At 71.4% G+C, this 25,098-nt stretch carries 27 protein-coding genes; 23 read left to right on the top strand and 4 right to left on the bottom strand.

The window, feature by feature from the left end:
• Nucleotides 1-149: 149 nt before the first annotated feature.
• A complete protein-coding gene (locus OG393_RS33050) occupies nucleotides 150-1,640 on the bottom strand; it encodes a hypothetical protein (protein ID WP_327378753.1) in 1,491 nt (496 codons plus the stop codon).
• A 49-nt stretch (nucleotides 1,641-1,689) separates the two neighbouring features.
• Nucleotides 1,690-2,214 carry a hypothetical protein gene (locus tag OG393_RS33055; protein ID WP_327378754.1) on the bottom strand — a complete coding sequence of 175 codons (525 nt, stop codon included), beginning with the start codon at nucleotides 2,212-2,214 and terminating at the stop codon, nucleotides 1,690-1,692.
• A 462-nt stretch (nucleotides 2,215-2,676) separates the two neighbouring features.
• Between OG393_RS33055 and OG393_RS33060 the strand changes: the two genes are divergently transcribed.
• The 7 genes from OG393_RS33060 (at nucleotide 2,677) to OG393_RS33090 (ending at nucleotide 6,705) form a co-directional block, all read left to right on the top strand.
• Nucleotides 2,677-3,135, top strand: a complete 459-nt coding sequence (locus OG393_RS33060) for a hypothetical protein (protein ID WP_327378755.1) — start codon at nucleotides 2,677-2,679, stop codon at nucleotides 3,133-3,135.
• Nucleotides 3,136-3,204: 69 nt separating this feature from the next.
• Complete coding sequence (locus OG393_RS33065; RefSeq protein ID WP_327378756.1) at nucleotides 3,205-3,417, top strand: hypothetical protein; 213 nt, start codon at nucleotides 3,205-3,207, stop codon at nucleotides 3,415-3,417.
• A gap of 87 nt (nucleotides 3,418-3,504) precedes the next feature.
• Nucleotides 3,505-4,335, top strand: a complete 831-nt coding sequence (locus OG393_RS33070) for a hypothetical protein (RefSeq protein WP_327378757.1) — start codon at nucleotides 3,505-3,507, stop codon at nucleotides 4,333-4,335.
• Between the two features lie 247 nt (nucleotides 4,336-4,582).
• On the top strand, nucleotides 4,583-5,137 hold the full coding sequence (locus tag OG393_RS33075) for a hypothetical protein (protein ID WP_327378758.1): 555 nt from the start codon (nucleotides 4,583-4,585) through the stop codon (nucleotides 5,135-5,137).
• A 64-nt stretch (nucleotides 5,138-5,201) separates the two neighbouring features.
• A complete protein-coding gene (locus OG393_RS33080) occupies nucleotides 5,202-5,831 on the top strand; it encodes a hypothetical protein (RefSeq protein WP_327378759.1) in 630 nt (209 codons plus the stop codon).
• A 242-nt stretch (nucleotides 5,832-6,073) separates the two neighbouring features.
• Nucleotides 6,074-6,412: a hypothetical protein gene (locus OG393_RS33085; RefSeq protein ID WP_327378760.1), complete on the top strand. Its 339-nt coding sequence runs from the start codon at nucleotides 6,074-6,076 to the stop codon at nucleotides 6,410-6,412.
• Nucleotides 6,412-6,705: a hypothetical protein gene (locus tag OG393_RS33090; protein WP_327378761.1), complete on the top strand. Its 294-nt coding sequence runs from the start codon at nucleotides 6,412-6,414 to the stop codon at nucleotides 6,703-6,705. Before OG393_RS33085 ends, OG393_RS33090 begins: the two co-directional genes overlap by 1 nt.
• A gap of 252 nt (nucleotides 6,706-6,957) precedes the next feature.
• Here OG393_RS33090 and OG393_RS33095 read toward each other — a convergent pair whose 3' ends face one another.
• Together OG393_RS33095 and OG393_RS33100 are read right to left on the bottom strand one after the other, a co-directional pair.
• On the bottom strand, nucleotides 6,958-7,863 hold the full coding sequence (locus OG393_RS33095) for a phosphotransferase (RefSeq protein WP_327378762.1): 906 nt from the start codon (nucleotides 7,861-7,863) through the stop codon (nucleotides 6,958-6,960).
• 33 nt (nucleotides 7,864-7,896) lie between these two features.
• On the bottom strand, nucleotides 7,897-9,291 hold the full coding sequence (locus OG393_RS33100; protein WP_327378763.1) for a helix-turn-helix domain-containing protein: 1,395 nt from the start codon (nucleotides 9,289-9,291) through the stop codon (nucleotides 7,897-7,899).
• A gap of 282 nt (nucleotides 9,292-9,573) precedes the next feature.
• On the opposite strand from OG393_RS33100, the gene OG393_RS33105 reads away from it, so the two are divergent.
• From OG393_RS33105 to OG393_RS33180, 16 genes are all read left to right on the top strand, one after another.
• Complete coding sequence (locus tag OG393_RS33105) at nucleotides 9,574-10,125, top strand: ATP-binding protein (RefSeq protein ID WP_327378764.1); 552 nt, start codon at nucleotides 9,574-9,576, stop codon at nucleotides 10,123-10,125.
• 40 nt (nucleotides 10,126-10,165) lie between these two features.
• A complete protein-coding gene (locus OG393_RS33110) occupies nucleotides 10,166-10,711 on the top strand; it encodes an AAA family ATPase (protein ID WP_327378765.1) in 546 nt (181 codons plus the stop codon).
• A 127-nt stretch (nucleotides 10,712-10,838) separates the two neighbouring features.
• On the top strand, nucleotides 10,839-10,976 hold the full coding sequence (locus OG393_RS33115; protein ID WP_327378766.1) for a hypothetical protein: 138 nt from the start codon (nucleotides 10,839-10,841) through the stop codon (nucleotides 10,974-10,976).
• 239 nt (nucleotides 10,977-11,215) lie between these two features.
• On the top strand, nucleotides 11,216-14,320 hold the full coding sequence (locus OG393_RS33120) for a lantibiotic dehydratase (protein ID WP_327378767.1): 3,105 nt from the start codon (nucleotides 11,216-11,218) through the stop codon (nucleotides 14,318-14,320).
• A 194-nt stretch (nucleotides 14,321-14,514) separates the two neighbouring features.
• The gene (locus OG393_RS33125; RefSeq protein WP_442817446.1) at nucleotides 14,515-16,353 is read left to right on the top strand and encodes a glycoside hydrolase family 15 protein; all 1,839 of its coding nucleotides are present in this window, start codon (nucleotides 14,515-14,517) and stop codon (nucleotides 16,351-16,353) included.
• Nucleotides 16,350-16,883, top strand: coding sequence for a hypothetical protein (locus OG393_RS33130; protein WP_327378769.1), 534 nt, complete (start codon nucleotides 16,350-16,352; stop codon nucleotides 16,881-16,883). Before OG393_RS33125 ends, OG393_RS33130 begins: the two co-directional genes overlap by 4 nt.
• Complete coding sequence (locus tag OG393_RS33135) at nucleotides 16,883-18,205, top strand: ATP-binding protein (RefSeq protein ID WP_327378770.1); 1,323 nt, start codon at nucleotides 16,883-16,885, stop codon at nucleotides 18,203-18,205. Before OG393_RS33130 ends, OG393_RS33135 begins: the two co-directional genes overlap by 1 nt.
• The gene (locus tag OG393_RS33140) at nucleotides 18,205-18,630 is read left to right on the top strand and encodes a roadblock/LC7 domain-containing protein (RefSeq protein ID WP_327378771.1); all 426 of its coding nucleotides are present in this window, start codon (nucleotides 18,205-18,207) and stop codon (nucleotides 18,628-18,630) included. Before OG393_RS33135 ends, OG393_RS33140 begins: the two co-directional genes overlap by 1 nt.
• A 23-nt stretch (nucleotides 18,631-18,653) precedes the next feature.
• Nucleotides 18,654-18,983 (top strand): DUF742 domain-containing protein, encoded by a 330-nt coding sequence (locus OG393_RS33145; protein WP_327378772.1) that lies wholly within the window; start codon nucleotides 18,654-18,656, stop codon nucleotides 18,981-18,983.
• On the top strand, nucleotides 18,961-19,563 hold the full coding sequence (locus OG393_RS33150; RefSeq protein ID WP_327378773.1) for a GTP-binding protein: 603 nt from the start codon (nucleotides 18,961-18,963) through the stop codon (nucleotides 19,561-19,563). Before OG393_RS33145 ends, OG393_RS33150 begins: the two co-directional genes overlap by 23 nt.
• Entirely contained in the window at nucleotides 19,560-20,762 is a 1,203-nt protein-coding gene (locus OG393_RS33155; protein WP_327378774.1) for a cytochrome P450, read from the top strand. Before OG393_RS33150 ends, OG393_RS33155 begins: the two co-directional genes overlap by 4 nt.
• Nucleotides 20,763-20,777: 15 nt before the next feature.
• Nucleotides 20,778-22,013: a cytochrome P450 family protein gene (locus OG393_RS33160; RefSeq protein WP_327378775.1), complete on the top strand. Its 1,236-nt coding sequence runs from the start codon at nucleotides 20,778-20,780 to the stop codon at nucleotides 22,011-22,013.
• 23 nt (nucleotides 22,014-22,036) lie between these two features.
• Complete coding sequence (locus tag OG393_RS33165) at nucleotides 22,037-22,546, top strand: LuxR C-terminal-related transcriptional regulator (RefSeq protein WP_327378776.1); 510 nt, start codon at nucleotides 22,037-22,039, stop codon at nucleotides 22,544-22,546.
• Nucleotides 22,543-23,193, top strand: coding sequence for a hypothetical protein (locus tag OG393_RS33170; RefSeq protein WP_327378777.1), 651 nt, complete (start codon nucleotides 22,543-22,545; stop codon nucleotides 23,191-23,193). Before OG393_RS33165 ends, OG393_RS33170 begins: the two co-directional genes overlap by 4 nt.
• Nucleotides 23,190-23,765 carry a hypothetical protein gene (locus tag OG393_RS33175; RefSeq protein WP_327378778.1) on the top strand — a complete coding sequence of 192 codons (576 nt, stop codon included), beginning with the start codon at nucleotides 23,190-23,192 and terminating at the stop codon, nucleotides 23,763-23,765. The genes OG393_RS33170 and OG393_RS33175 overlap by 4 nt, the downstream gene beginning before the upstream one ends.
• Complete coding sequence (locus OG393_RS33180) at nucleotides 23,762-25,051, top strand: MFS transporter (protein WP_327378779.1); 1,290 nt, start codon at nucleotides 23,762-23,764, stop codon at nucleotides 25,049-25,051. Before OG393_RS33175 ends, OG393_RS33180 begins: the two co-directional genes overlap by 4 nt.
• Nucleotides 25,052-25,098 lie beyond the last annotated feature (47 nt).

Genomic DNA, 25,098 nt, shown 5'->3' on the forward strand with positions numbered 1-25,098 from the left:
CGGTAGGGCTTGAACAGCGGAAACAGAGTTTTCATCAAGGCCCGGCCGGGCACCCTCAGGACTTCCGCAGGGTGCTCTTGCCGGTCCGCAGAACGGCCCCGGCGCGGTGGCCGGGGCCGGGGGGCGGGAGCGGGCCGGTCGAGGCCGGGCTATGCGCCGGTGGCGGCCCGCTTGACTCCCCCGCGTCGGCCGAGGCCGTAGACGACCCGGTAGACGTCGGGCATGTCGAGCTGCCCGCTGGTACGGCGGCTCATCACCCCGGCGTCGATCAGCTCCTCCAGCAGCTGCGGGAGGCTGGCGGGGCTGCGCGGGCCGGTCCGGGACCGGCCGGTGCCGCTCCCGGCCTCCCGCGCCGATTCCTGGAGCCGCTCGGCCAGGCTGCTCTGCTGCCACAGGCCGAAGACGTCCTCCTCCCAGATCGGGACCTGCTGCCCGGCCAGCGGCTCCATGGCGAGGCGGACCCACGGCAGCGCCTGGTGAAGCTCCGTGGCCCGCGCCCCGCAGCGCACGCTGCGACGTAGATCGCCGTGGTGCAGCGGCCGGTCGTGTCCGGGGTGGTTGCGGCCGGTGTCCTCAAGGGCGGTGGCCAGCGCGGTGAGAAACGGACGCGGGGTGATCGCTCCCAGCGCGTCCTGAAGGTGGTTGGGCAGGCAGTTGTAGGTGTAGCCCGTGCGGGCGTTGGCGCCCATGAACCGGCCGGCGAGGGTGGTGAAGAACTCCTCCTGCGTCTTCGGGTCGCCGCTCAGCCCGCAGGGCGCGAGGTACCGGCCGTCCTGGCTCTGCTCCCAGGTGGGCCAGGCCGCGCGGAAGGCGGCGGCCTGCGCGCTGTCATGGTTGCCCAGGAGGTGGATGAACAGGCCGTACAAGTCGGTCCTGCCGATGCGGCCGAGGTAGTCGGACCGGCCCCAGGAGAGGTCGGCGGCACGGCCGGTCAGGAACCCGCGGTCCGGGCGCGGGACACCGGCCAGGGCTCCGTCCAGCATGTCCGGGCGGATGAAGACCTTCGCGCGCAGCCGGGTGGTGCGGCGGGAGAGGGTGACGGCGAGGTTGAGCACGCCGGAGGCGAGGTGCTCGGCCAGCGCGCGGTCGGGGTGGAGCTGGTCCAGGGCGTCGAACAGGACGAGCCGTACGGTGTCGGTGGTCCGCGCGGAGGCTTCGACCTCGGCCAGGGACCGCTCGGTGGCCCCGGGGTTGCGGGTCAGCCAGTCGACGCGCTCGGTCCAGGTGGTGAGGGCGGCAAGGTCCGGCACGCCGAGCGCGGTCAGCGCGACGGCACTCCACAGGACGGTCGGCTGCACACCCCACCCCGTCAGGGCACGCAGCTCCCCTGCGGTCGGCTGGCCGGTGTCCGGGCGCGCCCCGAACGCGGTGACCGCCTCCGTCCGCGCCAGTCTGGGCATGCGGTACTCCCGCGCGGCGATGGTGCGCAGCTGCGGATCCGTCAGGGCCCTGGCCCAGAACGTCTTGCCCTCGCCCGGCCCTCCGCGGACGACGATGCTCTCCAGGTACAGAGCCGGGCGGTGGACGCCCGGGGTGTACATCAGCGGAGCCGGGAGGGTGAGGGCGTCGGTGGCGAGCGCGGCCGAGAGCGCGTCGTGCAGCAGTGTCCGGAGTTCTACGATCGGGAGAGTGAGGGACATCGGGGCCTTCCAAGGTGGGTTCCGTGGGTCGGTAATCGTTCCGTTCCGGTCACCACCAGTGCCGGAACAAGAAGTCGCCGCGCGGGATTTCGCCGCGACGGATGAGATCGGCCAGAACCAGTTTCAGCGACGGAGAGAAAGCGCGATCGGCGAAGAATCGGTCCTCGAACACGGCGTTCTCAAGGTCTTGCGTTTCAGGCGGGTTCGCCTCGACAGTGGCTGGCGTGTTCTCGTCAGCGATGCGGATGCTCAGCCAGTAGTCCAGCTCAGTCATGCCGGTCTTGACGACGCTCTCGCGGGTACGGGAGTCCCAGCCCAGATACACCTCGGTGTCGTCGAGGCCTCCGAGCGCCTCCTGGTAGTCCTCGTCGGAGGTGAGTTCGTACCGCTTCACGCTGTCATTGCGGATGTGCTCGTCGTCCCGCTGACATCCGCGCAGCGAGCTGTACGGCTTGCCGTAGACGCGCTCGGCAATGGCTCCGATCGGGATGTGGCCGTTCTCGGCGGTCGCACAATCAGCGTGTGGCTCCAGCACGTAGATGCTGTAGGGCGTGTATTCGGGTACATCGGGCATGACGGATCTTCCTCATGGGTGGTGAGTGTGTGATTGCCGGGAGGAGCGCGTGCAACTCGGGAGCTGCTCCTCCCCAAACATAAGGCAACTCATAGAGTTAAGCAATATGCGTGACGCCCCGGCCCCGCCCTTACCCTCGGCGACCGCCCTGCGCGCCGGGAAGACGCCGGCAGCCAACGCCGCGCCGGACACTGCGACCGCAGCGCCCGTACGCGCCCGCCGCCGCCGACCGAGCGCAGCGCCACCGGCCAAACGGGAGGTCGGCCGCACAACGTGCCGCCGGCTGGGCGCGGCGGGGGCGCGAGGGGAGGTGGGTCTCGACATCGAGAACATTGCTTAACTCCACGAGTTTCTGTATTGTTTGAGATGTCGCCGGGTGAACAAGTGCCCCCATCCGGGCCCGGGCCGTGCGACTCCCGCCCCTCCGCTGCGCCTTCTGGCCGCCCACTTCTGGAGGCATCCGTGCCCGAGACCGTCCGCCGACCGGCTCACGCTGGCCGGACCCCATCCAGCCGCTGGTGGCGCTGGAGCATCCTGTGCGCCGCGCCCAGCGCCGCTGTCGCCCTCGGCAGCTCCTGGCTCTACGAGCCGCACACCGCCGCCGACGCCCTGATGGCCGCCACCCTCTCCAGCGTCGCGGTCTACGTGTTCGCCACCACCATGCCGCTGCGCCGCCGCACCACCACCTACCCGGTGCGCCGGGCCACCCTGGCCGTCGTGGAAGCGGACCCCGACCCCGAGGGCGGCAGCCCCAGCGACACCTACGAGCTGCGGGTCTACGGCGTCAGCGTGCTGGTACGGCTGCGTCGGCACTGGAAGGGCGAGCACCTGGTCCCGTACGTGCACATCGACCACGAGGCCGACCGGCCACGGCTCCTGCTCGTCGAGGTCGACAACAAGGGTGAGGCCGAACACCGCTGAACCCGACCCGCCACCGCGCCCGCGGCCGGGCCGCCCGCAGCGCCCGGCCGCCCCACCGAAGGAGCAGACGTGCAGCCCGAGTTCACCGCCGGAGAGCGCATCAAGGTCGTCCTGTGCACCGGCGAACACGACCCCGTCCCCGCCGGGGCGACCGGCACCGTCACCCACTGGGATCCCCACCCGCTCCTCCGGCAGCTCGGCGTCGCCTGGGACGCCCCGCACGACCACCGCCGCCTGATGCTGACCCTCACCGACGACGGCGACCGCGTCACCCGCATCTGACCCGCCCCGCTGCTGGGCGGCCCGAGGCCGCCCGGCAGCACCCCGCCCGTCCGTCCGTTCACCCCGAACCCCTTGAGAGACGCTCCCATGCCCGCGAACACCCCCGCCCCCGTAACCCTTGCCGAGGTCCGCGCCGCGATCGCCCTCGAGTCCGAGTACGTCGTCCACTTCCGCGACGGAAACACCTGGGTCCGGCCCGAGTCCGCCGAGCACCGCCAGCTCCACGGCGTCGACGTCTGGCACACCGTACGGCGCGGTCCCCGCTACGAAGCCGCGGTGCACCTCTTCGAGGAGGGCGTCCTCACCCTCACCAGCCCCAGCGCGGCCATGCGGTTCATCCCGACCGCGACCTACGAGGCGCGCTTCTGCTCGGCCGAGGACTGCGAGGAATCCACCGCGGACGGCGAAGGGTGGGAGGGGCTGTGCGGCAACTGCGCCGACCGCGACGAAGCCGAACGCGAAGCAGAGACCGAGGCGGCCGACGCCGGCACCCCGCCGGGGCCGGCCGCGCTCCCGCCCTACACCACCGCCGATCTTCGCCACGCCGCCGCCACCGTCCACCACATGTTCCTGCTCGCCCTCGACTCCCAGTCCGGCGTCGGCGAGAGCCTCTGCGACCAGCCGATCCCCCACACCGCAGACACCGACGAGCCGCGCACCTGGCAGTCCCTCGGCGACGAGGCGGCCAGCACCGCCTACCGCGCTGTGGGGCAGCTCCTCGACAAAGCACCTGACCTCGCCGGATGGGCCATCGGGCTGGCCACCGACGACCTGGTCCCCGAGCCCGAGCCCCTCACCCGGTGGAAGGACGACCAAGCCACCGTCCGCGTCCACCTCGCCTTCGCGGACCACGTCCCCGCCGACCGGCGCGCCGCGATCTACGACGCGCTGCGCCTGGTCCTGCGTTCCGACCTCTGACCCCCGCCGGCCCGCGGCCACCCTCACACCCCGGACCCCGACCCCCGTGAACACACCCGAGCACCGTGCCCCACTCCCCGGCGACCCGCTCCCGCGAGACCAGTTACCCGTCCCGCGCTCCCACCGCCGCTGCCCAGCTCCACCAGAGCACCGAAGACGAGCACGGGAAGGGAGCGGCAACGGCGCCCCGGCGCTCCCGCCGCCCCCGCCCCGCCACCACCCCGCACCCACCGCCCTGGAGGCCTCCGTGACCACCCCCCATCCCCTGCCGGACCAGTGGGCGATCAACGTCAACCCCGTCGCCAACCTGGCGATCCTCACCCTCCTCGACGCCGACGGGACCCACCGCGAAATCGGCTTCCACCCCCTCACCGCACCCGGAACCGCGCAGCGCGCCATCCGCGCGCTGGACGAGATCACCGACCCCGAACTCCGCGCCAGCGCACAGAAGCTGATCGACAGCTTCTACCAGCGCACCGCCCAGGCCAAGGCCAACGCCGACGCCTTCGGCACCGCCGTCCCCGACCAGCAGCACCTCTTCGACCGGCTGCGCTCCGAACTCCCGGGCACCCCGGTCGACCTCGGCATCGACGACGAGGCGCTGACCATCGTCCTCACGCTCACCGCCGCAGGGCCCACCGCCGGAGCACTGCTCACCCTGATCAACCGCTGGCCCGGCACCACCTCCCCCACGGGCCTGGCGTACGGCGTCACCCAGGACCTCACCGACGGCACGCTGACCGTGACCTTCGACCAGCCGCACGCCGAGAAGGTCCTCACCTGGTACCGCGAACAGCCCTGACCCCCCGCAGGCCCCGACCGTCAGCCCCGTACGAACACCACCAGCACTCGAAGGAAGCACCACCATGGAGAACTGGGAGAGGCGCACCGTCCTCATGCCCGCCACCCCCCTCGGCCTGTGCGAGGACAAGATGGCCGACGCCATGGCCACCGCCCTGGCCGCCATCGAACAGCGCGAGGGAGAACGCCGCGGGTGGGACAGACCCGCACGGCTGTTCACCATCCACCTGGCCGACCTCGACACCCGCTCGATCGAACTGCGCGTGGTCCCGGGCCGGCTCTGGGGCGCGCAGGTCCGCAGCCCGGCCGACGCGATCGCCCGCACCGCGCGGCACCTGCCCGCCGTACCGCCCGCGGTGGAGCACCGCTCGTACGCCGACGCCCCCGTGGCCGGCATCGCCGCGATGTTCGAAGGCTGGGGCCGGCCCGCCGACCGGGAGCCGACCGAGTACGAGCAGAGCTCGATCGCGCAGGGCCGGCGCGTCAACCACCTCGCCCCCGACCGGATCGAGGCCCGCCTCGTCTACGCCGTGGACATCAACCAGGAGGAGTTCTACGTCCGACGCCGCCGCGGCCACCAGCCCCAAGTGGTCTCCACCGCCCAGCACGACCAGACCACGGTAGGCGCCGGGCTCGTCCCTCTCGGCCTTGGCCGGATCGCCCACGCGCTCCGCGAGGGGCACCCCGTCTTCTGACTCCCCTCCCGGCTGCTCCGGCTCCACGCCCGGAGCAGCCGGGACCACTGGCGCAGATAGGCAGATCAAACCCCCCCAGGTGGAGATTGCTTAAGCCTACGAGTTTGGGTAAGGTGTACTCGTACCGGCCGTGATCCACCCGGCCCTCCCTCGGTGTAGATCGGCCCGGCGCGCCCCATCGCCCGGCCAGCATCCGCCGGACCCCACCCGCCCTCTCGCCGGGCCGACAGAGAAGAGCGATCATGCAGTCTTGGGAGAAGCGCACCGTCCTCATGCCGAGCAAGCCCCTGGGCCTCTTCCAGGACGACCTAGCCGACGCCATGGCCACGGCGCTGCACGCCATCGAGGCGAGGGAAGGAGAACGGCGCGGGTGGGATCGACCTGCCCGCCTGTTCACCGTGCACCTGGAAAGTGTCGACGCGCGCTCGATCGAGCTGCGCATGATCCCCACCCGGTCATGGAACGGCCGGGACATCAACCCCGCCGACGCGCTCACCAACGTCGCCAGAAACCTCCCCCACCCCCGGCTGACCTACGGCGGCGCGAGTACGCCGACTCCCCCGTGGCGGGCGCTGCGCTGATGTTCGAAGGCTGGGGACGCCCCAACGACCGCGAGCTCACCGAGTACGAGCAGCGGGCCGCAGAACTGGGACTGAGGGCCAACCACCTCGCGCCGGACCGCATCGAAACACGGTGCGTCTACGGCGTGGACATCAACCAGCAGCAGTTCCACGTCTTCCGTGCCCGAGGCGAAGAGGCACGGGTGTACTCCAACTCCGAACCTGACGGAGGCTCGACCAAGGGATCCGGGCTAATCCCGCACGCCCTGAACCGGATCGTCCACGCACTCCGGGAAGGTCACCAGCTGTTCTAAACGACCTGGGCCAAAGTCGTCACGTCGTGGCCGTAGGTCGAGCAGAAGGAATCGCATTCGGCGGGAGTGACCGCACCGGTCGTCCACGTCCGTACAGTCGTGGACACCAGGTCCCACCCGGGCGGTCCGGTAGAGAGCGGCTCCAGATCCATCGGCAGCCGCCTGCCCTGCTCAAGCCGCGCGACGTGCGGATCGACAGGGCGAGGAGCACCGCATCCCCCAGCCTGCGGTGCCCGCACGTACGGCTTGGGGTCAGAGAATGCTCCAGCCGAGGAGCTGGTCTTGGCGGCGAAGCCCATCCACCCGGCGTTGGACCTCTTCCAAACTGCTGGGGGCGTGGTGGACCTTCCGCGCATTTGTCGTGATCATGCGCAGCTCACGGATCGCCGCCAGGGTGTTGTATCCGGGCCAGCGCGTGACGTCCCACCCGTACGCGTCGGCGAAGGCCTTGTAGTGCTGTTCTCCGTGACCGAAACGTCGGCAGTGAACCTCTATGGTGATCAAGTCCCATTCTGGCTGTCCGAGCGCCACCGTGTCCCAGTCGCACAGCACCGCCTCACCATCGCCCACGTGCAGGGCATTGCGGTGCTGTGGGTCTCCCTGGATCACGCCCTCCGGGAGTTCGAACTCCACGGCACTCAGATCGGACTCGAGTTGCGCAGCGTGCTCACCCAAGAACGACAGCGCCTCCGAGGGCAGGCAGGTGATCGCAGCAAGAGACCGGCGGATCGCCCCTAGGTTGTCGTGGACGGGCAGGGAAACGGGTGGGGTCGCCAGAGTGTGGAGTGCGTAGAGAGGCTTGGCGAGCTGGGCTGCGGCGAGAGGTTGAGCCGGCTGGGGCAGGTACTGCCAGAAGGTGATGGCGTGCTGGTCGATGACGACGGGCTGGTCGACCGAGTGCAGGGGAACGGTGGGGAAGCCGGCGTCCATGAGCCAGCGGACGAACTGGACGGTACGTGCCACGTCGTCGACGCGCGATCCGCGTCGGGCGATCTTGACGACGACCTGCTCCCTCTCAAGGAGAATGACCGCGTTCGTGTGCCCGCGGAGCAGGCGGGCGTCGGAGGAGTCGAGGCCGACGGCCGTACACCCTCGCTCCAGGACCTGGTACATCTCGGACTCGTCGTACCCGCCGGGGGCCGGCGCAGCTTGTGTCATGAGGTCCAGGCTCGCCGACGTGTACGGCCGCTGTCACATCTGTCCGGGAGGAAGCGCGAGGATCTCACGCAACTCGCGTGCTGCGCGACCTGACTCCGCGCCCGGCGGCAGAGCCCCGATGACCTCTCTTGCCCGTTCTTCTACGATTGGCGTGCGGTGCTCCGGAACGATTCGTAGGAACGTACTGGCTGCCAACTGGCAGGCCTCGGTCGGGCTGCCGTCGTGTGCAAGGCAGAGGGCCGACTCAAGACTGAGCAAGGCCGGATCGATGCCGGTCTTCGAGGGGTAAAGGCGGAGGGCCGCCTCCTGGACGCGACGTGCCTGGCTCGTTTTCCCGAGAGCCGTCAGGGTGCCGCTCTCGTAGAGCCTGAAGCGCCGCTCGGGGAAGCCGAAGGCATCGTTGTCGGCTGAGGCTCCGGCTCCGCTCTGCTCGAACGCAGCGGTGGCGATCCTAAGTGCTGCCTCGGCTCCTTCTGCATCTCCCAGTTTGGCCAGTGCGCGTGCTTCGGCTGCCGAGGCGAAGGCAGCCGTCGCGCTGGCACGTCCGCGGCTGATGATCCGGGCCTGCCGGGTCAGGGCGACCGCCTCCTCCAAGGGTCCGTAGTAGAATGGGAGCATCGCAGCTTGCGCCCGCACCCGGGCGCGAAGTTCGGTGTTGCCGCTGTCGTCAGCGGCGTTCCGCGCCGTGGCGTACCAGGTCCGGGACCGGTACAAGTGACCGAGCTTCATGAGGGCGTCGGCGACCAAGGTGGCAAGCATGGCGGTCAGCTCGGACAGCCGGACCTGGACGGCGGCCGGCTGCCTTTGCGCCGCAAGGTCCTCGACCTCCGCGAGTTGGTCCAAGAGTACTTTGATCATGGGCGCCGGAGCCGTGTATACGTACTGCTCTCGTGTCCAGAGCACCTGTTCGTCGAGCATGTCGAGCTGGGTCGAGCTGATGGTGCCAGCCGCCAGGGTCCGGTCCACCGAGCGTCGGGCGGCGTCGACTTGCTGTTCCAACGCGTCGCCGGTGAAGGGCGCCCGCACTACATTGGGCGAGGGCAGGAGGCGCCCCGTCATGACCAGGGCGGCTGATTGCGACGGCACCGCGGCCTCCGCGCTCGTGAACCCCAGATCCTCGGGTGCGCAGTAGCCGTAGAACTCGCACAGGAGCCTGAGGGTTGCCGGGCGCGGTTGGCGGCCCTTCTCCCAGTGTCCTAGCTGGTCGCCGTCCACCCGCGGGGCGTCGGCACGTCCGGCGCTGACCTCGTTCAAGCCCTGGGCTGCCTCCTGCAGCGTCAACCCGCGGGCAAGGCGCTGGGCCCGTAGGAGAGAGACCGCGCAGTGGGTATGAATGACGTGGGCGATCTCGCCGTGTGACGCACCCCGCCGGGTGGCCTCTTGTCGTAACCGCTTGGCACAGGACGGGCCGTGCGGCGTGCGGTCCATCAGCACCTCCTCAGCCCGGATCGATTTCTGAAATCGTAGTGACGAGCCGTCGACTACGCGTCAAAACCAGTGACTTCTTCACTGATCAGTGACCAGATCAGTTACTTCAGGTATCCGGGGTCACTGATCAGTCAACCGTCGCGGTTGCCCTTCGCCAGCCTCAGGCGAATCCTGCTGATCTCGGAAGCCCGACAAGCCGTCCGTTGGCCGGAGGACCTGACGCCCCGGCAGGCGGACTCACGGCGGGCACCACCCGTCATGCGGCCTCGGAGCCGATGGCGGGTGGCGCCCGCCCACCAGAACCGGGAGGTGGACGCGTTGACATCCTTGAAGAGCTGGGAATTCCTGGCGGTGCTGGCACACGGCGATGGGATTGAGCGAGTCGCCGTCGAGATCGAGAGCCGGGAAAGCAACGTCGGTCAGGCCCGCCGCTTCGTTCGGCGCCAGCTCGAGCTCTGGGGTCTGCCCGAGGATGACGACCTCGTCGACCGAGTGCTGTTGGTCATCAGCGAGCTGGTCACCAACGCAGTCGTGCACGGTCGAACCCGACCGCCGGAGGAGACCGAGTGCGTGGGGGTCACGCTCGCCTTCAAGCGGGGCTTCGCCCTCGGGGTCATGGTGACGGACAACTCCGGCAACATTCCGAAGGTGACGATCCGCCCGTCCCCCTCTGCCGTCTGCGGGCGCGGTCTGGTTCTCGTCAACGCAGAGTCCGATGGCTGGACCGCGGCCCCTCGCGGCGGCCAGCAGGGTGTCAGCGGGAAGGCGGTGTGGGCCTTCTTCCAGTGCCCGCAGCCGGCTGCCCTGCCCGAGCTGCTGCCCCAGTCGGCGTGACCGGGAGCGGACGTGGATTCGAGTGCTCACAGGAGAGTGCATGATCGTCGCCTTAGGCGGCCGACCCTTCACCGGCAAGTCCACCCTCGCCCGTGCCTTGGCGGAGGCCTTGCCGGGGGTCTTGCTCGACACGGCCGCACTGCGGAAGGTCCTCTTCCCCAACCTGGTCGCGGCTCCTCCGGAACTGAACGACTGGTTGTACGAAGGAGTGCTGAAGGCGGCGTCGTGGAACCTCGACACGGCGCCAGGGACGATCATCGTGCTCGACGGGCGCCCCCTCACTCGGAACCGAGACGTTCTGTCTCTGCGCCGATTCGCTTCGAGCCTTGGCCACGTACTGCACATCGTCGAGTGCGTATGCCCCGACGAGGTGGCGTCGGCGAGGGCCAGATCGGCAGCAGCCGGCGTTCCGGATCCGCTACCCAGACCGAAGGATGCCGGCACGGATCCCATCCCGGAGCCGAAGGTCGTGGTGGATACCTGCCAGCCGCTGGAGCGGTGCGTATCGACCACCCTCGGCGCTGTGTCCAGCCCATCGAGGAGCGGGGCGGACTCCACTTTGCCGGAGTCCACGCACCCGACATGACCAGGCCTTTGACAGCTGTTCACAGCTGTGAGCAAACGTCCATTTCGAACCGCTTACAGTCGTCGTCCCCTCAGGGCGCCGCTGGTGTTGCCGGCCGGCGATGTTCCGCACGAAGTAGGGCGAGGCGATGGGACTGACGGCGGACGCAACGATTCTGCTGGTGGTCGTCGTGGGCGGGATGGGCGTTCTGGTGATCGTCGGGCCGCAGTGGAAGCGGTCACGGCCCGACGAACCAGAGCACGACGCAGAGGCAGGCGAGAAATGATCAACAATCGCCCTCCGGCCCGACAGGCGGACGATCTCCGGCTTCAACACGCGGAGCGGGCAACCAACGACGGGCGCGAGACCGGGTCGCTTCTCCGGCGGATCGAAGTCTGTGACGCGGTCGTGCCCGACACGGCCGACGCGCTCGACAGGTTCTTCCTCACGGGCCGCAGGTCGACCGTCTGAGAAGCGGGGCCGGACGGCGGCACGGTAGCCAGAGTTCACGACAAAGGGAGAGGCATGAGCACCGCCAGCAACAGACTGCGCTTCGTGAGCGCACCGCCCGCCTTGCTGCGGGCCGTCTGCCATCCGAGCGGGCGCTTTGCCCTGCCGCCGGTCCCTTCCGCGAGCGGCACACCGGACGAGGCCCAGGCCTGGATCCAGCAGGCGTGGGTGCTGACGGAGCTCCGCGACATGGTCCAGCACGCCAGCCCCGACCTGGCCCGGAGCCTCGACGCTCTCACCGCACAGGGCGGGGTCGATCCGGATCGGATCCGCGGCATGCTGCTGGCACTCGCGGCCTACTGCCAGCGCGCCGTGAACCGCCCTGTGCCCTTCGGGCTGTTTACAGGGGTGCTGGAGGCCAGTTTCGGCACCGCGCCGGTGGCCCAGTGGGGCGAGGAGCACCAGGCCGTGGCGCGGGCGGGATCGCAGTGGCTCACGGACATCATTGGCCGGTTGGAAGCGATGCCGCGCGTTCGTGAGCGGCTGTGGCTGGTGTCGTCGAATGTGGCTGCGCGCCGCGGCGGCCGGCTGGTCGTCCCCTGGCAGCAGCGGCGCCTGGACGTGAAGGGGACCGAGGTGCACGAGGTCTCGTTGCGTCTGGAGCCGGAGGTACGGGTGCTGACCGACCTCGCCGCCTCCCCCGTCCCCTACAGCGATCTGCTCCACAAGATCCGGGCCGAGTTCCCCGAGCACTCCGAGTCGGCCGTGAGGGGACTGCTCGACGAGCTGGTCGCCCGGCGAGTGCTGATCACCTCTCTGCAGCCATCGGCTATGGAGATCGACGCCCTGGGGTACGTGCTCCGCGAGCTCGCCCGCGTGGACGCTGACCGCCTCCCCGAGGCCGCCGATCTCGTGGGCGCGCTGGCCAGCATCCACCGGCTCATGGCCGCCCACAACCAGACTGCCGGCCAGGCCCAAGGCCCCCTGCGAGCCCAGATCCGGGAACGGATGGCCCCGCACGTACCAGGCGACGACCAACCCGTCGCGCTCGACGTCCTGCTGGACGGGACGGTCGTCCTGCCTCACGAGGTGGCGCGAGAGGCGGAGAAGGCCGCCGAGATGCTCGCCCGGATCAGCCCGGAACCCGACGGACACGAGGCCTGGACGGATTACTGCCGGCGGTTCCTGGACCACTACGGCCCCGGCATGCTGGTGCCCCTGCTCGAGCTGACCGGCCCCACCGGGTTAGGACTGCCGGACGGCTACCACACCACACCAACGGCCGGCACCGCCTGGCACCGCATGTGCCCGCGCGATGCCGTCCTCCTGGCCACCGCCCAGCACGCGACGCTCACCGGGGAAGACATCGTCCTCGACGACGAGCTGGCCGAACGGATCGCGGTCGGCACGCCGGACGCCACGGACCTGCCCCGGCACCTGGAACTCCTCTTCGAAGTCCACAGCCCCTCCCTAGACGCCCTCACCTCCGGCACCTTCACGCTCGCCGTCCGCGCCGCCTCGCGAGGGTGGGGCTATTTGAGCGGGGGACGATTCGCCGCGCTGCTCGCGACCCGGCCCTCCAGCCCCCTGCTGGACGAGCTGACCAACCGGCCGACCAGCACGGACGGCGCGCTGACCGCCCAGCTGTCCTTCCCGGGCCTTGCCCCCTCCGGAGTCCACATCACCCGCACCCCGCGGCTGATGCCCGCTGTCATCGCGCTGTCGGAGTACCGGGAGCCGGCCGACGACCTGATCGAGCTGTCCGACCTGGCAGTCATGTGCGACGGGCAGGCCCTCCACCTCGTCTCTCGCTCTCGCCAGCAGGTCATCGAGGCAGGCACCCCGCACCCGCTCCAGATCGAGTGCCAGACCCCGGCCCTCGTCCGCTTCCTGGACGAGCTCGTCCGCGGCCAGGCCGTACGGATGACCGGCCCCGTGGGGACGCTGCGCCCCATGCACTGGGGAGCCGCCCGTCACCTGCCGGTCCTGCCCCGCGTCGTCACGGGGCGGAGCGTGCTGAGCCCCGCGATGTGGCGACTCAACTCCTGGGACCTGCCCGGCCCCCGGGCCTCGATGGCACAGTGGGAGGACGCCATGGAGATCCTCCGCGAGCAACGCGGGATCCCCGACCGGGTGCTCGCGGAGCGCTTCGACCAGCGTCTGTCCCTCGACCTCACCCGCCCCGGCGACCTCGCGCTGCTCCGCGAGCAGACCTCCGACCAGCAGTTCGGCCCCCTCCACCTCGTCGAGGCTCCCGCGCGCGATGCCCACGGCTGGGCCGGACGTCCAGTCGAGGTGGTCACGCTCCTGCGCGCGGCCGGCCCGCCCCGGCCCGCGCCGGACCTCAGCATGGTCATCGGCCTCTGCCCCCGGGCGCACGCCATCGGCGCCTCCCGGTACGTCCAGGCACAGCTTCACGGACCGATCCAGGGCCGGAGGGATCTGCTCGCCGACCACCTGCCCGCGCTCCTGGCGGACCTTGGCGACGTGGCGTGGTGGGTTCGCCCGCAGAATGGGCTCGCCCCGTACCTGGAGCTGACCGTGCGGGTCGACGACCCGGAGACGACCGGGGCAGCCGCAGGCCACATCGGTGCCTGGGCCGCCCCGCTCATGGGGTCCGGTGCGCTGCGCGACCTTATCCTCGTGCCCTACCGCCCGCACCCCGGCCGGTGGGGCGACGGACCGCTGCTGGAGGCCGCGGAGGCAGTGATGGCGGCGGACTCCGCCGTCAGCGTCCACCAGGCGGCGGTGTCCCCTGGGGCCGGAGCCGACCTCCGAGCGGAGGCGGTCGTCGGGCTTCTCGGCATCGTGGAGGGATTCCTCGGAGGCCGGGAAGCCGGACACACCTGGTGGGTCGGCCGGCCGAAGGACAGTACGGGCGGCCGCCTTCCGCGGGACGTCCAGCAGGACATCGGCGGCCTGGTGGAAGCCGGGCCCGACAGCGCGGCGGTACCGTACTGGGCCGCACGGCGGGACGCGCTCGCCGCCTACGCCGAGCTCGTCCGCGTCGACGACAGCATCGACGCCGACCGCGTGCTGGACGAACTCCTCCACGAACACTGTCTGCGGACGTCCGGGCCGGACTCCCGTTTCGAGGTCATCGCCCGGCGCCTGGCCCGCGCGCACGCCATGACCGCCTTGGCGACGAAGTCGCGTCCCACGAAGGCCCCGCCGCCGTAGGGCCTCTCGCCCTGCTTTCTGCTGATGAACGCGGCCAAGCCGCCCATACACCGTGCCCACCCGCAACCGCCCGGTCTCCTCCGGGCCCGTAGAGATCGGACACCATGGAAAGCCGCCTCATGTCTCCGCACCAAGCCCTGCCTCTCGGGGCAGCGGTTGCCGGTGCGCTGATCCCGACCCCCAGGAACGCTCTGGTGCGGCCCCGGCGAGTGAGACGGATCGAGGACCACGGCTTCATCGGGAACATGCGGACGGCCGCCTTGGTCGACCGTGACGGCGCCATCGACTGGATGGGCCTGCCCCGCTTCGACTCCCCGGCCCACTTCACGAGCCTGCTCGGGACCGAGACGCATGGGTTGTGGCGCATCGGCCCGGCCGGTGCGGACGGTGCCGCGCCCGCAGCCGCGGATCGGCGGCGCTACCTGGACGGCACGCTGATCCTGGAGTCCACCTGGATCACCCCGACGGGCACGGTCCAGGTTCTCGACTTCATGCCGGCCACCGATGGGGCGCCGCAGCTGGTCCGCATCGTGCGCGGCGTCAGCGGCCGGGTGCCGATGCGGTCTCTCCTGCGGGCGCGCCCCGGGTACGGAATCCGCGTGCCGCGGATCGAGGTCGACGGCAGCCGCGCGAGCGCCGACCTCGGCGACGGCCGGCTCTGGCTCGACACCGCCGCCCCCACTCGTGAGGCCGACGGTGACCTGTCGTCGGAGTTCACCGTGTCCGCGGGCGAGCGCGTCGCCTTCACCCTGTCCTGGGAGCAGGGCCAGGACGCCCCGCCGCCGCTGCCGGACGCGACCGGGCTGATGAAGGCGACCGCGGACTTCTGGAAGGACTGGATCTCCCAGTCCACCTACACCGGGCCCCACCGGGGAGCCGTCGAGCGGTCCCTCATCACGCTCAAGGCCCTCACCTACGCGCTGACCGGCGCCATCGTGGCCGCGCCGACGACGTCGCTGCCCGAAGAGATCGGCGGCGTGCGGAACTGGGACTACACCTTCTGCTGGCTGCGCGACTCCGCCCTCATCGTGGAGCAGTTCGTGGACTGCGGCTTCGTGCAGGAGGCCAGGGACTGGATCGCCTGGCTCCGGATGGTCATCGGGGACCACCCCGAGAACTTGCAGGTCATGTACGGGGTAGGCGGCGAGCGCGACCTGCCCGAGACCGTGCTCCACTGGCTGCCCGGCTTCGAGAACTCGGCCCCGGTCCGAATCGGGAACGGCGCCGTCAAGCAGCTGCAGTTGGACATCTACGGCGAGGTCGTCAGCGCCCTGTACGCGGCGCAGCAGCGCGACCCGAGCCTGACGGCGGTTGTCGCGCCGCTGATCACGGACCTGGTGGGCTGCCTGGAGACGTGCTGGGAGGAGCCGGACGAGGGGGTGTGGGAGGTTCGCGGCCCGCGCCGGCAGTTCGTCCACTCCAAGGTCATGGCCTGGACCGGCTTCGACCGGGCGGTGCGGCTCATCGAATCCGGGGCCTGCCAGGGTCCGGTGGAGCGGTGGCGGGAGATCCGGGACACGATCCACGAGCAGGTCTGTCACGACGGGTACGACGAGCAGCGGAACACCTTCACGCAGTCGTACGGCTCGTCGGCACTGGACGCCTCCCTGCTGCAGCTGGCCATCACCGGCTTCCTGGCCCCGGACGACAAGCGGCTCATCGGCACGATCGAGGCGATCCAGCAGGAGCTGTCCATCAAGGGCGGGTTCCTGCTGCGCTACCACACCGAGGGCGAGGCGCCGGGTGTCGACGGCCTGCCCGGTGACGAGGGCGCCTTCCTCATCTGCTCGGGTTGGCTGGTCACCGCTCTCGCTCTCATCGGGCGCGTCGACGAGGCCGAGATCCTCCAGGACGGGCTGCTGCGGGCCCGCAACGACCTCGGCCTGCTCGCCGAGGAGTGGGACCCCGTCAACGAGCGGCAGCTGGGGAATTTCCCGCAGGGCTTCTCGCATGTGGCGCTCCTCCAGTCCGAGCTGGCCTTGGAGGCCGCGCGGTGTGGCCGGGAGCTGGTCGGAGCGGGGGCCGGGCGATGAGGGCGGCGGCCGTCCGCCCGGCCGGGTTCGCGGCTGCTGGCCCCGGGGCCGTGTCGCCCTCGTACGGGGCCTGCCCCAGCACGCAGGAGATCACCGTCGACGACCTGTTCCCCCTGGTAGCGGCGGGTGAGCCGTGCGAGGCGGTGATCGGGGAGCACTTCGACACCCTGACGATGCCTCGCCGCGCCGCGCTGGAAGTCATCAGCCGCTTCGAGGGGTTCCGGCCTCACCCGGTGGGCGCCGCCGTGGCCCGCGCGCTCACCGACGAATGGGTCCTCATCCTCCCGCCCGGCTCCGGCTACGGCATGCACTGGAGCTGGCCGGCCGAGCACCGCGACGAGGGCCTCCTCGAGGTCCCGCCGCGCACGGCCGGACCGGACGAGGACCTGCGCTGGGCCCGCTTCGGCAACGCGCAGGGACGGGTCTTCAGCGCCCCGTTCCTCCTGATGGCCACCTTGTGTCCGCCGCACGCGACCCGCCCTCCGTACTTCCTACCTGCCCGAGACGACCGCACGCCCGTGGGGATCTGATGAGCACTCTGATAGAAGCCGCAGCGGTCGCCGTGCCGTCGGCGCTGGCCCTGGCCGGCGGCGGCGCGGTCTGGCACTTGCGGGGGTCCCTGCGCGCGGAGCGCCGCCGGTCCGACAGGTTGCAGCGGCATGCCGAGAACCTGACCCGGCAGTTGCGGGCCGCCGAGCTGATCCTGGGGCAGGTGGCCGACGAGGTGGTGCCTGCGGTCCAGGCGGCCGTCGTGAGGCCTGGCGCCGGACAAGGCGTCGACCTCGCGCTGCCGGAAGCCCTGACGGGCACCGTGATCGCCGACCGGGTGCGATTCGTCGTCGATTCGGTGGCCGCGGCGATGCGGCAGGTGCAGTACGACGCGGAGACCGCCACCGGTGCTCAGGTGTCCCAGGTCAAGCAGGACGCCGAGGCAGCGGCCGCCGAAGCCCAGCGTGCTGCCGAGGAGGCCGCCCAGGCGGCGGTCCGCAGCTTCGCCGCGTCCATGGTGGTGATCGCGTCGAAGGTGAGCCGGCAGATCAGCGAGGGTGTGCGCCGGCACGCGGGCGGGGAGGCGTACGAGACGCTCGTCACCATCGACCGTCTTGTCCAGCAGTTGCTGCTGGTGGCGCAGAACTACGTGATTCTCGGCGGGGGGAAGTTGTCGAGGCGCTGGCCGGCCACCACGTTCACCGACGTGGTCCAGGCGGCGATGGGCCACCTGGAGGGGTTCGAGCGGATCAAGCACGAGGAGTCCGATGTCGCCCTGACCAGCCGGGTGGTCGGGCCGGCCGTCCACACGATCGCGGTGCTCCTCGACAACGCGCTGAAGTACTCGCCCTCGTCGGCCTCCGTAGACGTGCGCCTGCTCAACGGGCACCACGGCCTCACGGTACGAATCGACGACGCCGGCCTGCAGATGAACTGCGAGGCCGTCATGGCCGCCCGCCAGACCCTGAACGGTCAGAAGACCGCGCCGGTCACCCAGCACGGGGCCCACCCGCGCACCGGGTTCGCGGTGGCCGCGGTCCTGGCCCGCGGGTACGGCTTCAGCGTGGACCTGGAGGCCCCCAACGCCTACCGGGGCACGAGCGTCCAGATCTTCTTCCCCAGCCACCTGCTCACCCACGTCCCCGAAGAGCAGGCCGCCAGCGCGCAGACCGCCCCGCCGGTGCCCGCGCCGACGACCACGTCTACCGGCCTGACCGTCCGCCAGCGCGGCGCGGCCCTCACACCGCGGCAGCCCGCCGCCAGCGCCGAGCACGCCCGGCCGGGCCGCGCGAGCGTGGTCGCCGCCTGGGCCACCGGCACCGAGCGCGCCCGCCAGAACCCTGACACCCCCGAAGGAGCCTGATGTTCACCGACACGCACGCCAACACGCTCGGCTGGCTGCTCGACGAACGGCTCGCCACCCTCGACGGAGTCCACTGCGCTGTCCTGCTCACCACCGACGGCATGCTGCACTCCCGGACGTCCTCCATCGCTCACGACCAGGCCGAGCGGCACGCGGCCATCGCCGCCAGCCTGCGCGGCGCCGCCCGCACCTACGGCGAGGAGTTCCGCGGCGGCGGGCTGCGTCAGCTCCTGCTGGAGCTGCACGAGTACGTCTGCCTGATCACGCAGGCCGGCCCGAACGCGCTCCTGCTGGTGCAGTCCACCGGCCCGGACGTGGATCTCGCCGCGATCGCCCATCAGATGGGCGAGCTCGCGGTGAGCGTCGGTGGCCGGATGGCCGTGGAGGCCCGGACGCCGGTGCGGGACGCGCAGGCCGCGGGGTGAGCGGGCCGCGGCGGGACCCGGACATGGTGCGGCCCTTCGTACGGACCGGAGGGCGTGACCGCCCCAGCCGGCCGGACGTGCGCCTGGAGTCCCTGGTCCTCGCCGCGACGGGCCCGGCCGACGGGCTGCGCCTGGACCACCGCCGGGTCCTGGCCCTGGCCCAGGGCGTACGGGGCGGCCTGGCGGTGGCCGAGATCGCCGCCGTCCTTCAACTTCCGCCGTCCACCGTCCTGATCCTCGTCTGCGACCTGATGGACAGCGGCCACCTGAGCAGCCCCGTCAACGCCCGCGACGACCAGCCCGACATCGACATCCTCAGGGAGGTGCTCCATGGTCTACGAACCAAGGTCTGAGATCCGACCCACCACCGCGGTGCACTCCGCGAAGATCGTTGTCGCGGGCGGCTTCGGCGTGGGCAAGACCACCTTCGTCGGGTCCGTGTCCGAAGTGCCGCCCCTGCACATGGACGAGCCGCTCACCCAGGCCGGCGCCAAAGTGGACGACCTCGCCGGCGCCCCGGAGAAGAAGACGACCACCGTCGGCGTCGACTTCGGCCGCATCCACATCAGCGCGACTCGGGTGCTGTACCTGTTCGGGACGCCGGGCCAGACCCGGTTCCGGCCGCTGTGGCAGAGCCTGACCGAGGGCGCCCTGGGTGCCCTGGTCCTCGCCGACACGCGCAACCTCGATGCCTCCCACGAACACCTGGCTCTCCTGGAAGAGCACGCCGTCCCCTACGCCGTGGCGATCAACCGGTTCGACGGCGCCCCCGCGTATCCGCCCGAGGAGATACGCCAGGCCCTCGCCCTGGACGCGGACACCCCGCTGACCGAATGCGACGCCCGCGTGGGCCGCTCCGGCTACCTGGCCCTGATCGAGCTCGTCACCTACCTGACCTCCCGCCACCTCCACTCCCTGGAGCGCCGCCCGTGACCACCGCCCCCGGCACCGCCCCGCCGCCGACCCGTATCGCGCTCTACGAGGCCGAGTTCGCCGCCGACCCGCACGCCGCCTACGCGGCGATGCGCCTGGCGTACGGGCCGCTCGTACCCGTCGACCTGGCGCCCGGCGTGCCCGCGACCCTGGTCATCGGCTACGACCAGGCCCGCCGCATCCTCAACGACGAGCTGCGCTTCCCCGCCGACCCCCGGGTGTGGGAGCAGGCGGTTCCCGACACCTGTCCCGTGCGGCCGATGATGGAGTACCGCCCCAACGCGCTGCGTTCGGCCGGCCCCGCGCACTCCCGCTACCGGGCGGCGAACGCCTCCGCCCTCGACGCCGTCGACCAGCACCGACTGCACTCCCTCGTCCAACGGGTCGTCGCCGAGACGATCGCCGAGTTCCGCCCTGTCGGCCGTGCCGATCTGCTGGCGCAGTTCGCGTGGCCGCTGGCGTTCCGGATCCTGAGCGCGCTGCTGGGCTGCCCGGACGAGCTCGGCCTGCGCATCGCGAACGGCATGGCCAAGATCTTCGACGGCGTGAACGCGGCGGCCGGCAACCAGATGCTGGCCCAGGCCGTGTCCGAGCTCGTCGCCCTGCGCCGCAGCCAGCCCGCCGAGGACATCACCTCCCGGCTCATCGCCGACCCGGCCCGGCTCGACGACACCGAGATGGCACACCAGCTCGTCACCCTGTACGGCGCCGGCATCGAACCCCTGACCAACCTGATCACCAACACCCTGTTGAAGATCCTCACCGACGAGGACTTCTCCGCGACCGTGCACTCCGCCGGCGCCTCCGTGCGCGAAGTGCTGGACACCGTGCTCTACCACGACCCGCCGCTGGCCAACTACTGCATCACCTACCCGCCGCAGCCCGTCCGTCTCGACGGCATCCTGCTGCCCGCCCACCAGCCGGTCGTCATCTCCATGGCCGCGTGCAACAACGACCCCGCCCTGGAAGGAGGCGGGTCCGGCGACCGGGCCCACCTGTCGTGGAGCACCGGCCCGCACGCCTGCCCGGCACGCTCCCTGGCCTACCTCATCGCCGAAACGGCCGTCACCGACCTGCTCGACGCGCTGCCCGAAATGGACCTCGACTGCCTTGTTGGCGAGCTGACCTGGCGCCCCGGCCCGTTCCACCGCGCGCTGACCCGGCTCCCGGTCCGCTTCCCCGCTCCCGCCGCAGCCTGAAGGAGAAGTTCTCCCATGCCCCAGCCCGCCACCCCGATCGTCCTCGACCCCACCGGCGCCGACCACCACGGCGAGCACAAGCGCCTCCGCGGCCACGGCGCCGCGGTCCGCGTCGACATCCTCGGCGTGACCGCCTGGTCGATCACCGACCCCGCCCTGCTCAAGAGCCTGCTGAAGAACCCCGACGTCTCCAAGGACGCCCGAGCCCACTGGCCCGGCTACCAGGAGGCGATACAGACCTGGCCGCTCGCGCTGTGGGTCGCCGTCAAGAACATGTTCACCGCGCACGGCGACGACCACCGGCGGCTGCGGCGCATGATCGCCCCCGCCTTCTCCGCGCGCCGCATCGACGCCCTGGCCCCCGTCGTCGAGACCATCGTGGAGGCGATCCTCGACGACCTCGACGCCCTGCCCACCGGACAGAGCGTCGACCTGCGCGAGCACCTGGCCTACCCGCTTCCGATCGCGGTCATCGGCCACCTCATGGGCGTCCCCGCCGACCAGCGTGCCCACTTCCGCAGCGTCGTCGACGGCGTCTTCGACACCACCCTCACCGCCGACCAGGCCGCCACCAACACCACGAACCTGTACGAGGTCCTGGACCAGCTCATCGCCACCAAGCGCGCCGACCCCGGCGACGACATGACCTCCCTGCTCATCAGGGCCCGCGACGACGACGGAGACGGGCGCGGCCTGTCCGACGCCGAACTCCGCGACACCCTCCTGCTGATGATCAGCGCCGGATACGAGACCACCGCCAACGTGATCGACCAGGCCATCAGCCTCCTGCTGACCCACCCCGAACAGCTCGACCAGATCCGCGCCGGCCACGCCGACTGGGCGGACGTCGTCGAGGAGACCCTGCGCCTGGAACCGGCCGTCAAGCACCTCCCGATGCGCTACGCCGTCAACGACATCGTGCTGCCCGACGGCCAGACCATCGCCAAGGGCGAGGCGATCCTCGCCTCCTACGCCGCGGCCAACCGGCACCCCGACTGGCACGGCGAGACCGCCGACGCCTTCGACATCCGCCGACCCGCCAAGGACCACCTCGCCTTCGGGCACGGCGTGCACTTCTGCCTCGGCGCCCCGCTCGCCCGACTGGAGCTCGCCACCAGCCTGCGCAAGCTCTTCACCCGCTTCCCCCACCTCGAACTCGCCGTCCCCGCCGACCATCTCAAGCCGCTCAGCTCCCTGATCAGCAACGGCCACGAGCAGCTGCCCGTCCGCCTCCGCCCGTTCGCGGCCTGACCATCACCCGACCAGGAATCCAGATGACCACCACCGTCGCCGCCCCGATCACTCCGCTCACCCGGGCTCAGAAGCGGGTCGCCACCCACCTCGTGTGCGGGCTCACCAACCCGGAGATCGCGGGCGAGGAACACCTGTCCGGCGACACCGTGAGCTCCCACGTCCGGGTGATGCGCGAGAGCCTGCACTGCCCTCCGCGCTCCTCCCGCGCGGTTCTCGCCCACGCCCTCCTCAGCCACCAGCAGGTGCCCCCGCCCCCGCCCTCGCTGCTGCGCCGCGCCTTCGAGCCGGACGCAGACGACCAACTGCTCATCCGCGCCATCGCCGAGCACTCCCGGCCGGACGACATCGCCCGCGCAGCACGCATCCCGGCCGGCGAACTCCGCACCCGGACCGACGGCCTCGTGCGCAGGGCGGGCGCCAGCAACGCCGCGCACCTCATCGGACTGGCCCACACCCACGCCATCCTCGGCGGCGAAGGATCCACCGCCGCTGAGCAGCCCCCGGCACAGCCCGCCGGAGCGGCGCGATGAACACCACCGCCCCCGCCGGCACGGCGGCCGACCGCGACGGCCGGGCGACGTGGGCGTACGAGATGCGGCCGATCGTGACGGCCGCCGACCGCGAGGCGGCCGCCGTTCTCGTCCAGGACCGCGGCCTGTGGCTCGCCCGGCGCGGTCACGACGCGCCCGCCCTCCACGTCGCCGCGTTCCGGGACCACCGTACGGAGGCGGTCGGCCTGTACGAGGACGACGGCGGGGACGAAGTCCTCGTCGGCTGCCTCCTCCTGCACCGGGAGCCGGATCTGCGGTCGTGGGCCGTCGACGACCCGGCTCCGGCCCTGAAGGTCTCATTGGCCTACACCGCGCCGGGCCGCACCGACCGTGTCGGATGGCTGATGACGCTGTGGCTCGCCGCCTACGCGGCCCGTACCGGCATCGACTGGGTGTACGCCGAGGCACCGAGTTGGAGCACCGGGCCGGACGGAAGCGGCGGCCGGCTCCTGGAGTATCTGCGCGACCTCGGCTGGCACGTCCTCGGCTCCGGTCGTACCCCGGACGGTCACCGGGTCGCGCGGATCCGCCTGCCTGCCGCTGCCTCGCCCGGTCTGGCTGCGCTGATCCACTCCACTGTCCCCGCCGTGACGCGACGCGGGCCCGAGGAGGACAGCGAGCGATGAGCACACTCACCCAGGCTCCCGTTCTCGTGCCGCCCCCAGGCCGCGTCCTGCCACCGCGAGCGCGGGTGCTCCGCCCGGCCCCGGCCGCGGCCCCGCCGCTGAAGGACCCTCACGCACTCGCCGCCTGGCGGGACAACATCAACCGGACTGCCCTCGCGCGCTCCGGCGAGGCCCTCTCCGTCGTGCTGTACGCGCTGACCGGACCCGGCGAAGACCCGCACACCGACCTCGCCGCCGCCCAGCACTACGCCGAACGGCACCGGCTTCTCGTCGTGGACCGGATCGTCGACACCCTGGCCCGCGACGACCAGGCGAGCACCGACCAGCCGGAGCTCCGGCGCGGCTACGCCCGCACCTTGCACCTCTTGGGCGACCCGGCCTCCCCCGTGCGCGGGCTCGTCACTACCAGCCAGACCGCGGTCACCCGCGTCGGCCGCCTCTACGAAGCCCAGCTGGACAGGTACGCCGCACTCCGCGCCGCCCTCTTCCTCGTCCGTGCCGAGACCGAGATCTCAGCGATGCCGTCAACCACCCTCCTCCCTCTTCCTCAGGCCCTCGGAGGCGCACTGTGACGACGGCCTCCGACACCGCCGCCAACCTCGCGGCACCGGGCGGAAGCTCGACCGCCCGGCAGGCCTTAGCCGCGCTCCTGGTCGGTGAGGGCACCAGCTACGCGGGGACCGCCGTCCACCAGGTGGCCCTGCCCGCCCTCGCCGTCCTGCAACTCCAGGCCACCCCCGGCCAGATCGCGCTCCTGGCCTTCGCCGCGAAGCTCCCGGCGCTGGTCGCCTCGCTGCCGGCGGGCGTCGTTCTGGACCGGTACCCGATACGCACCGTGCTGCTCGTCACCGACCTCGCCGCGGCCACCGTCGTTTTGGCGATACCCGCCGCTGCCGTTCTCGGCCAGCTCACGATGCCCGCCCTCTACGCCGTGGCCCTCACCCTGGGCACTCTCTCCGTCCTCCACAGCGCCGCCGCGATGGCGGCGCTGCCCCGACTCGCCGGACCCGGGCAGCTGCACCAGGCCCATGCACGGCTCACCGCGGCGATCACCGTCGCCGGAACCGCCGGGGCAGCGCTGGGGACCCTGCTCGTCGCGGCAGTCGGGCCCGCCCGGGCGATCCTCGCGAACGCGGCGTCCTTCCTCGTCTCCGCGTGGTGCGCGACCCGCACCCGCGTCCTGCCCGTCCCCACGGCACGGGGCAAGAAGCCGCCGATGGCCGGCGAGATCCGCGACGGTCTCCTCCACAGCGCCCGCCACCCCCTGCTGAGCCCCCTGCTCCTGGCCTTGGCCGGTACCGGCTTCGGCACCGGTCTGACCAGCACGTACCTGGCGTACTACCTGCTCACCACGGCGCAAGTCGGCGCGACGGGCCTCGGCATGATCATGGCGGCGAGCAGCTTTGGGGGCTTGACCGGAGCACTGCTCGCGCCCCGCCTCGTCCGCTGCCACGGCCCGGGCGTCGTGCTCAGCATCGGATTGACGGTCTACGCCCTCACCCACGCGGCACCACTCTTCGCCGGACCTGGGCTCGTGTGGCTGGTGGCCCTCGCCGCCGCCGGGTGCGCGCAGCACGCCGCGGCGTGCGCCGTGGGCACCACTCAGCGCTCCGTGCAGCAGTCCGTCAGCCCGCCCCATCTCGGCGCCCGGACCTTGCAGACCTCCTTCTGGGTCGTCGCCGGCAGCGAGACCCTCGCCGCTGGCGCCGCCGGTCCCCTGGCCACTCTCACCAGCGTGCCCACCACCATGCTGACCGGCCTCGTCCTGCTGGTCCTGTCGTCCTGGGTGCTGTGGCGCTCGCCCGTAGGCCGCTTGACCGTCATGCCCACGCCCGTGAACGCGAGGACCGGAGGCTGACCTTCCACGCTGCTCGCGGCACCGGGCCGCGGCCGCCCGCGCGCGGC

The organism is Streptomyces sp. NBC_01216, assembly GCF_035994945.1.
Classification (GTDB): Bacteria; Actinomycetota; Actinomycetes; order Streptomycetales; family Streptomycetaceae; genus Streptomyces.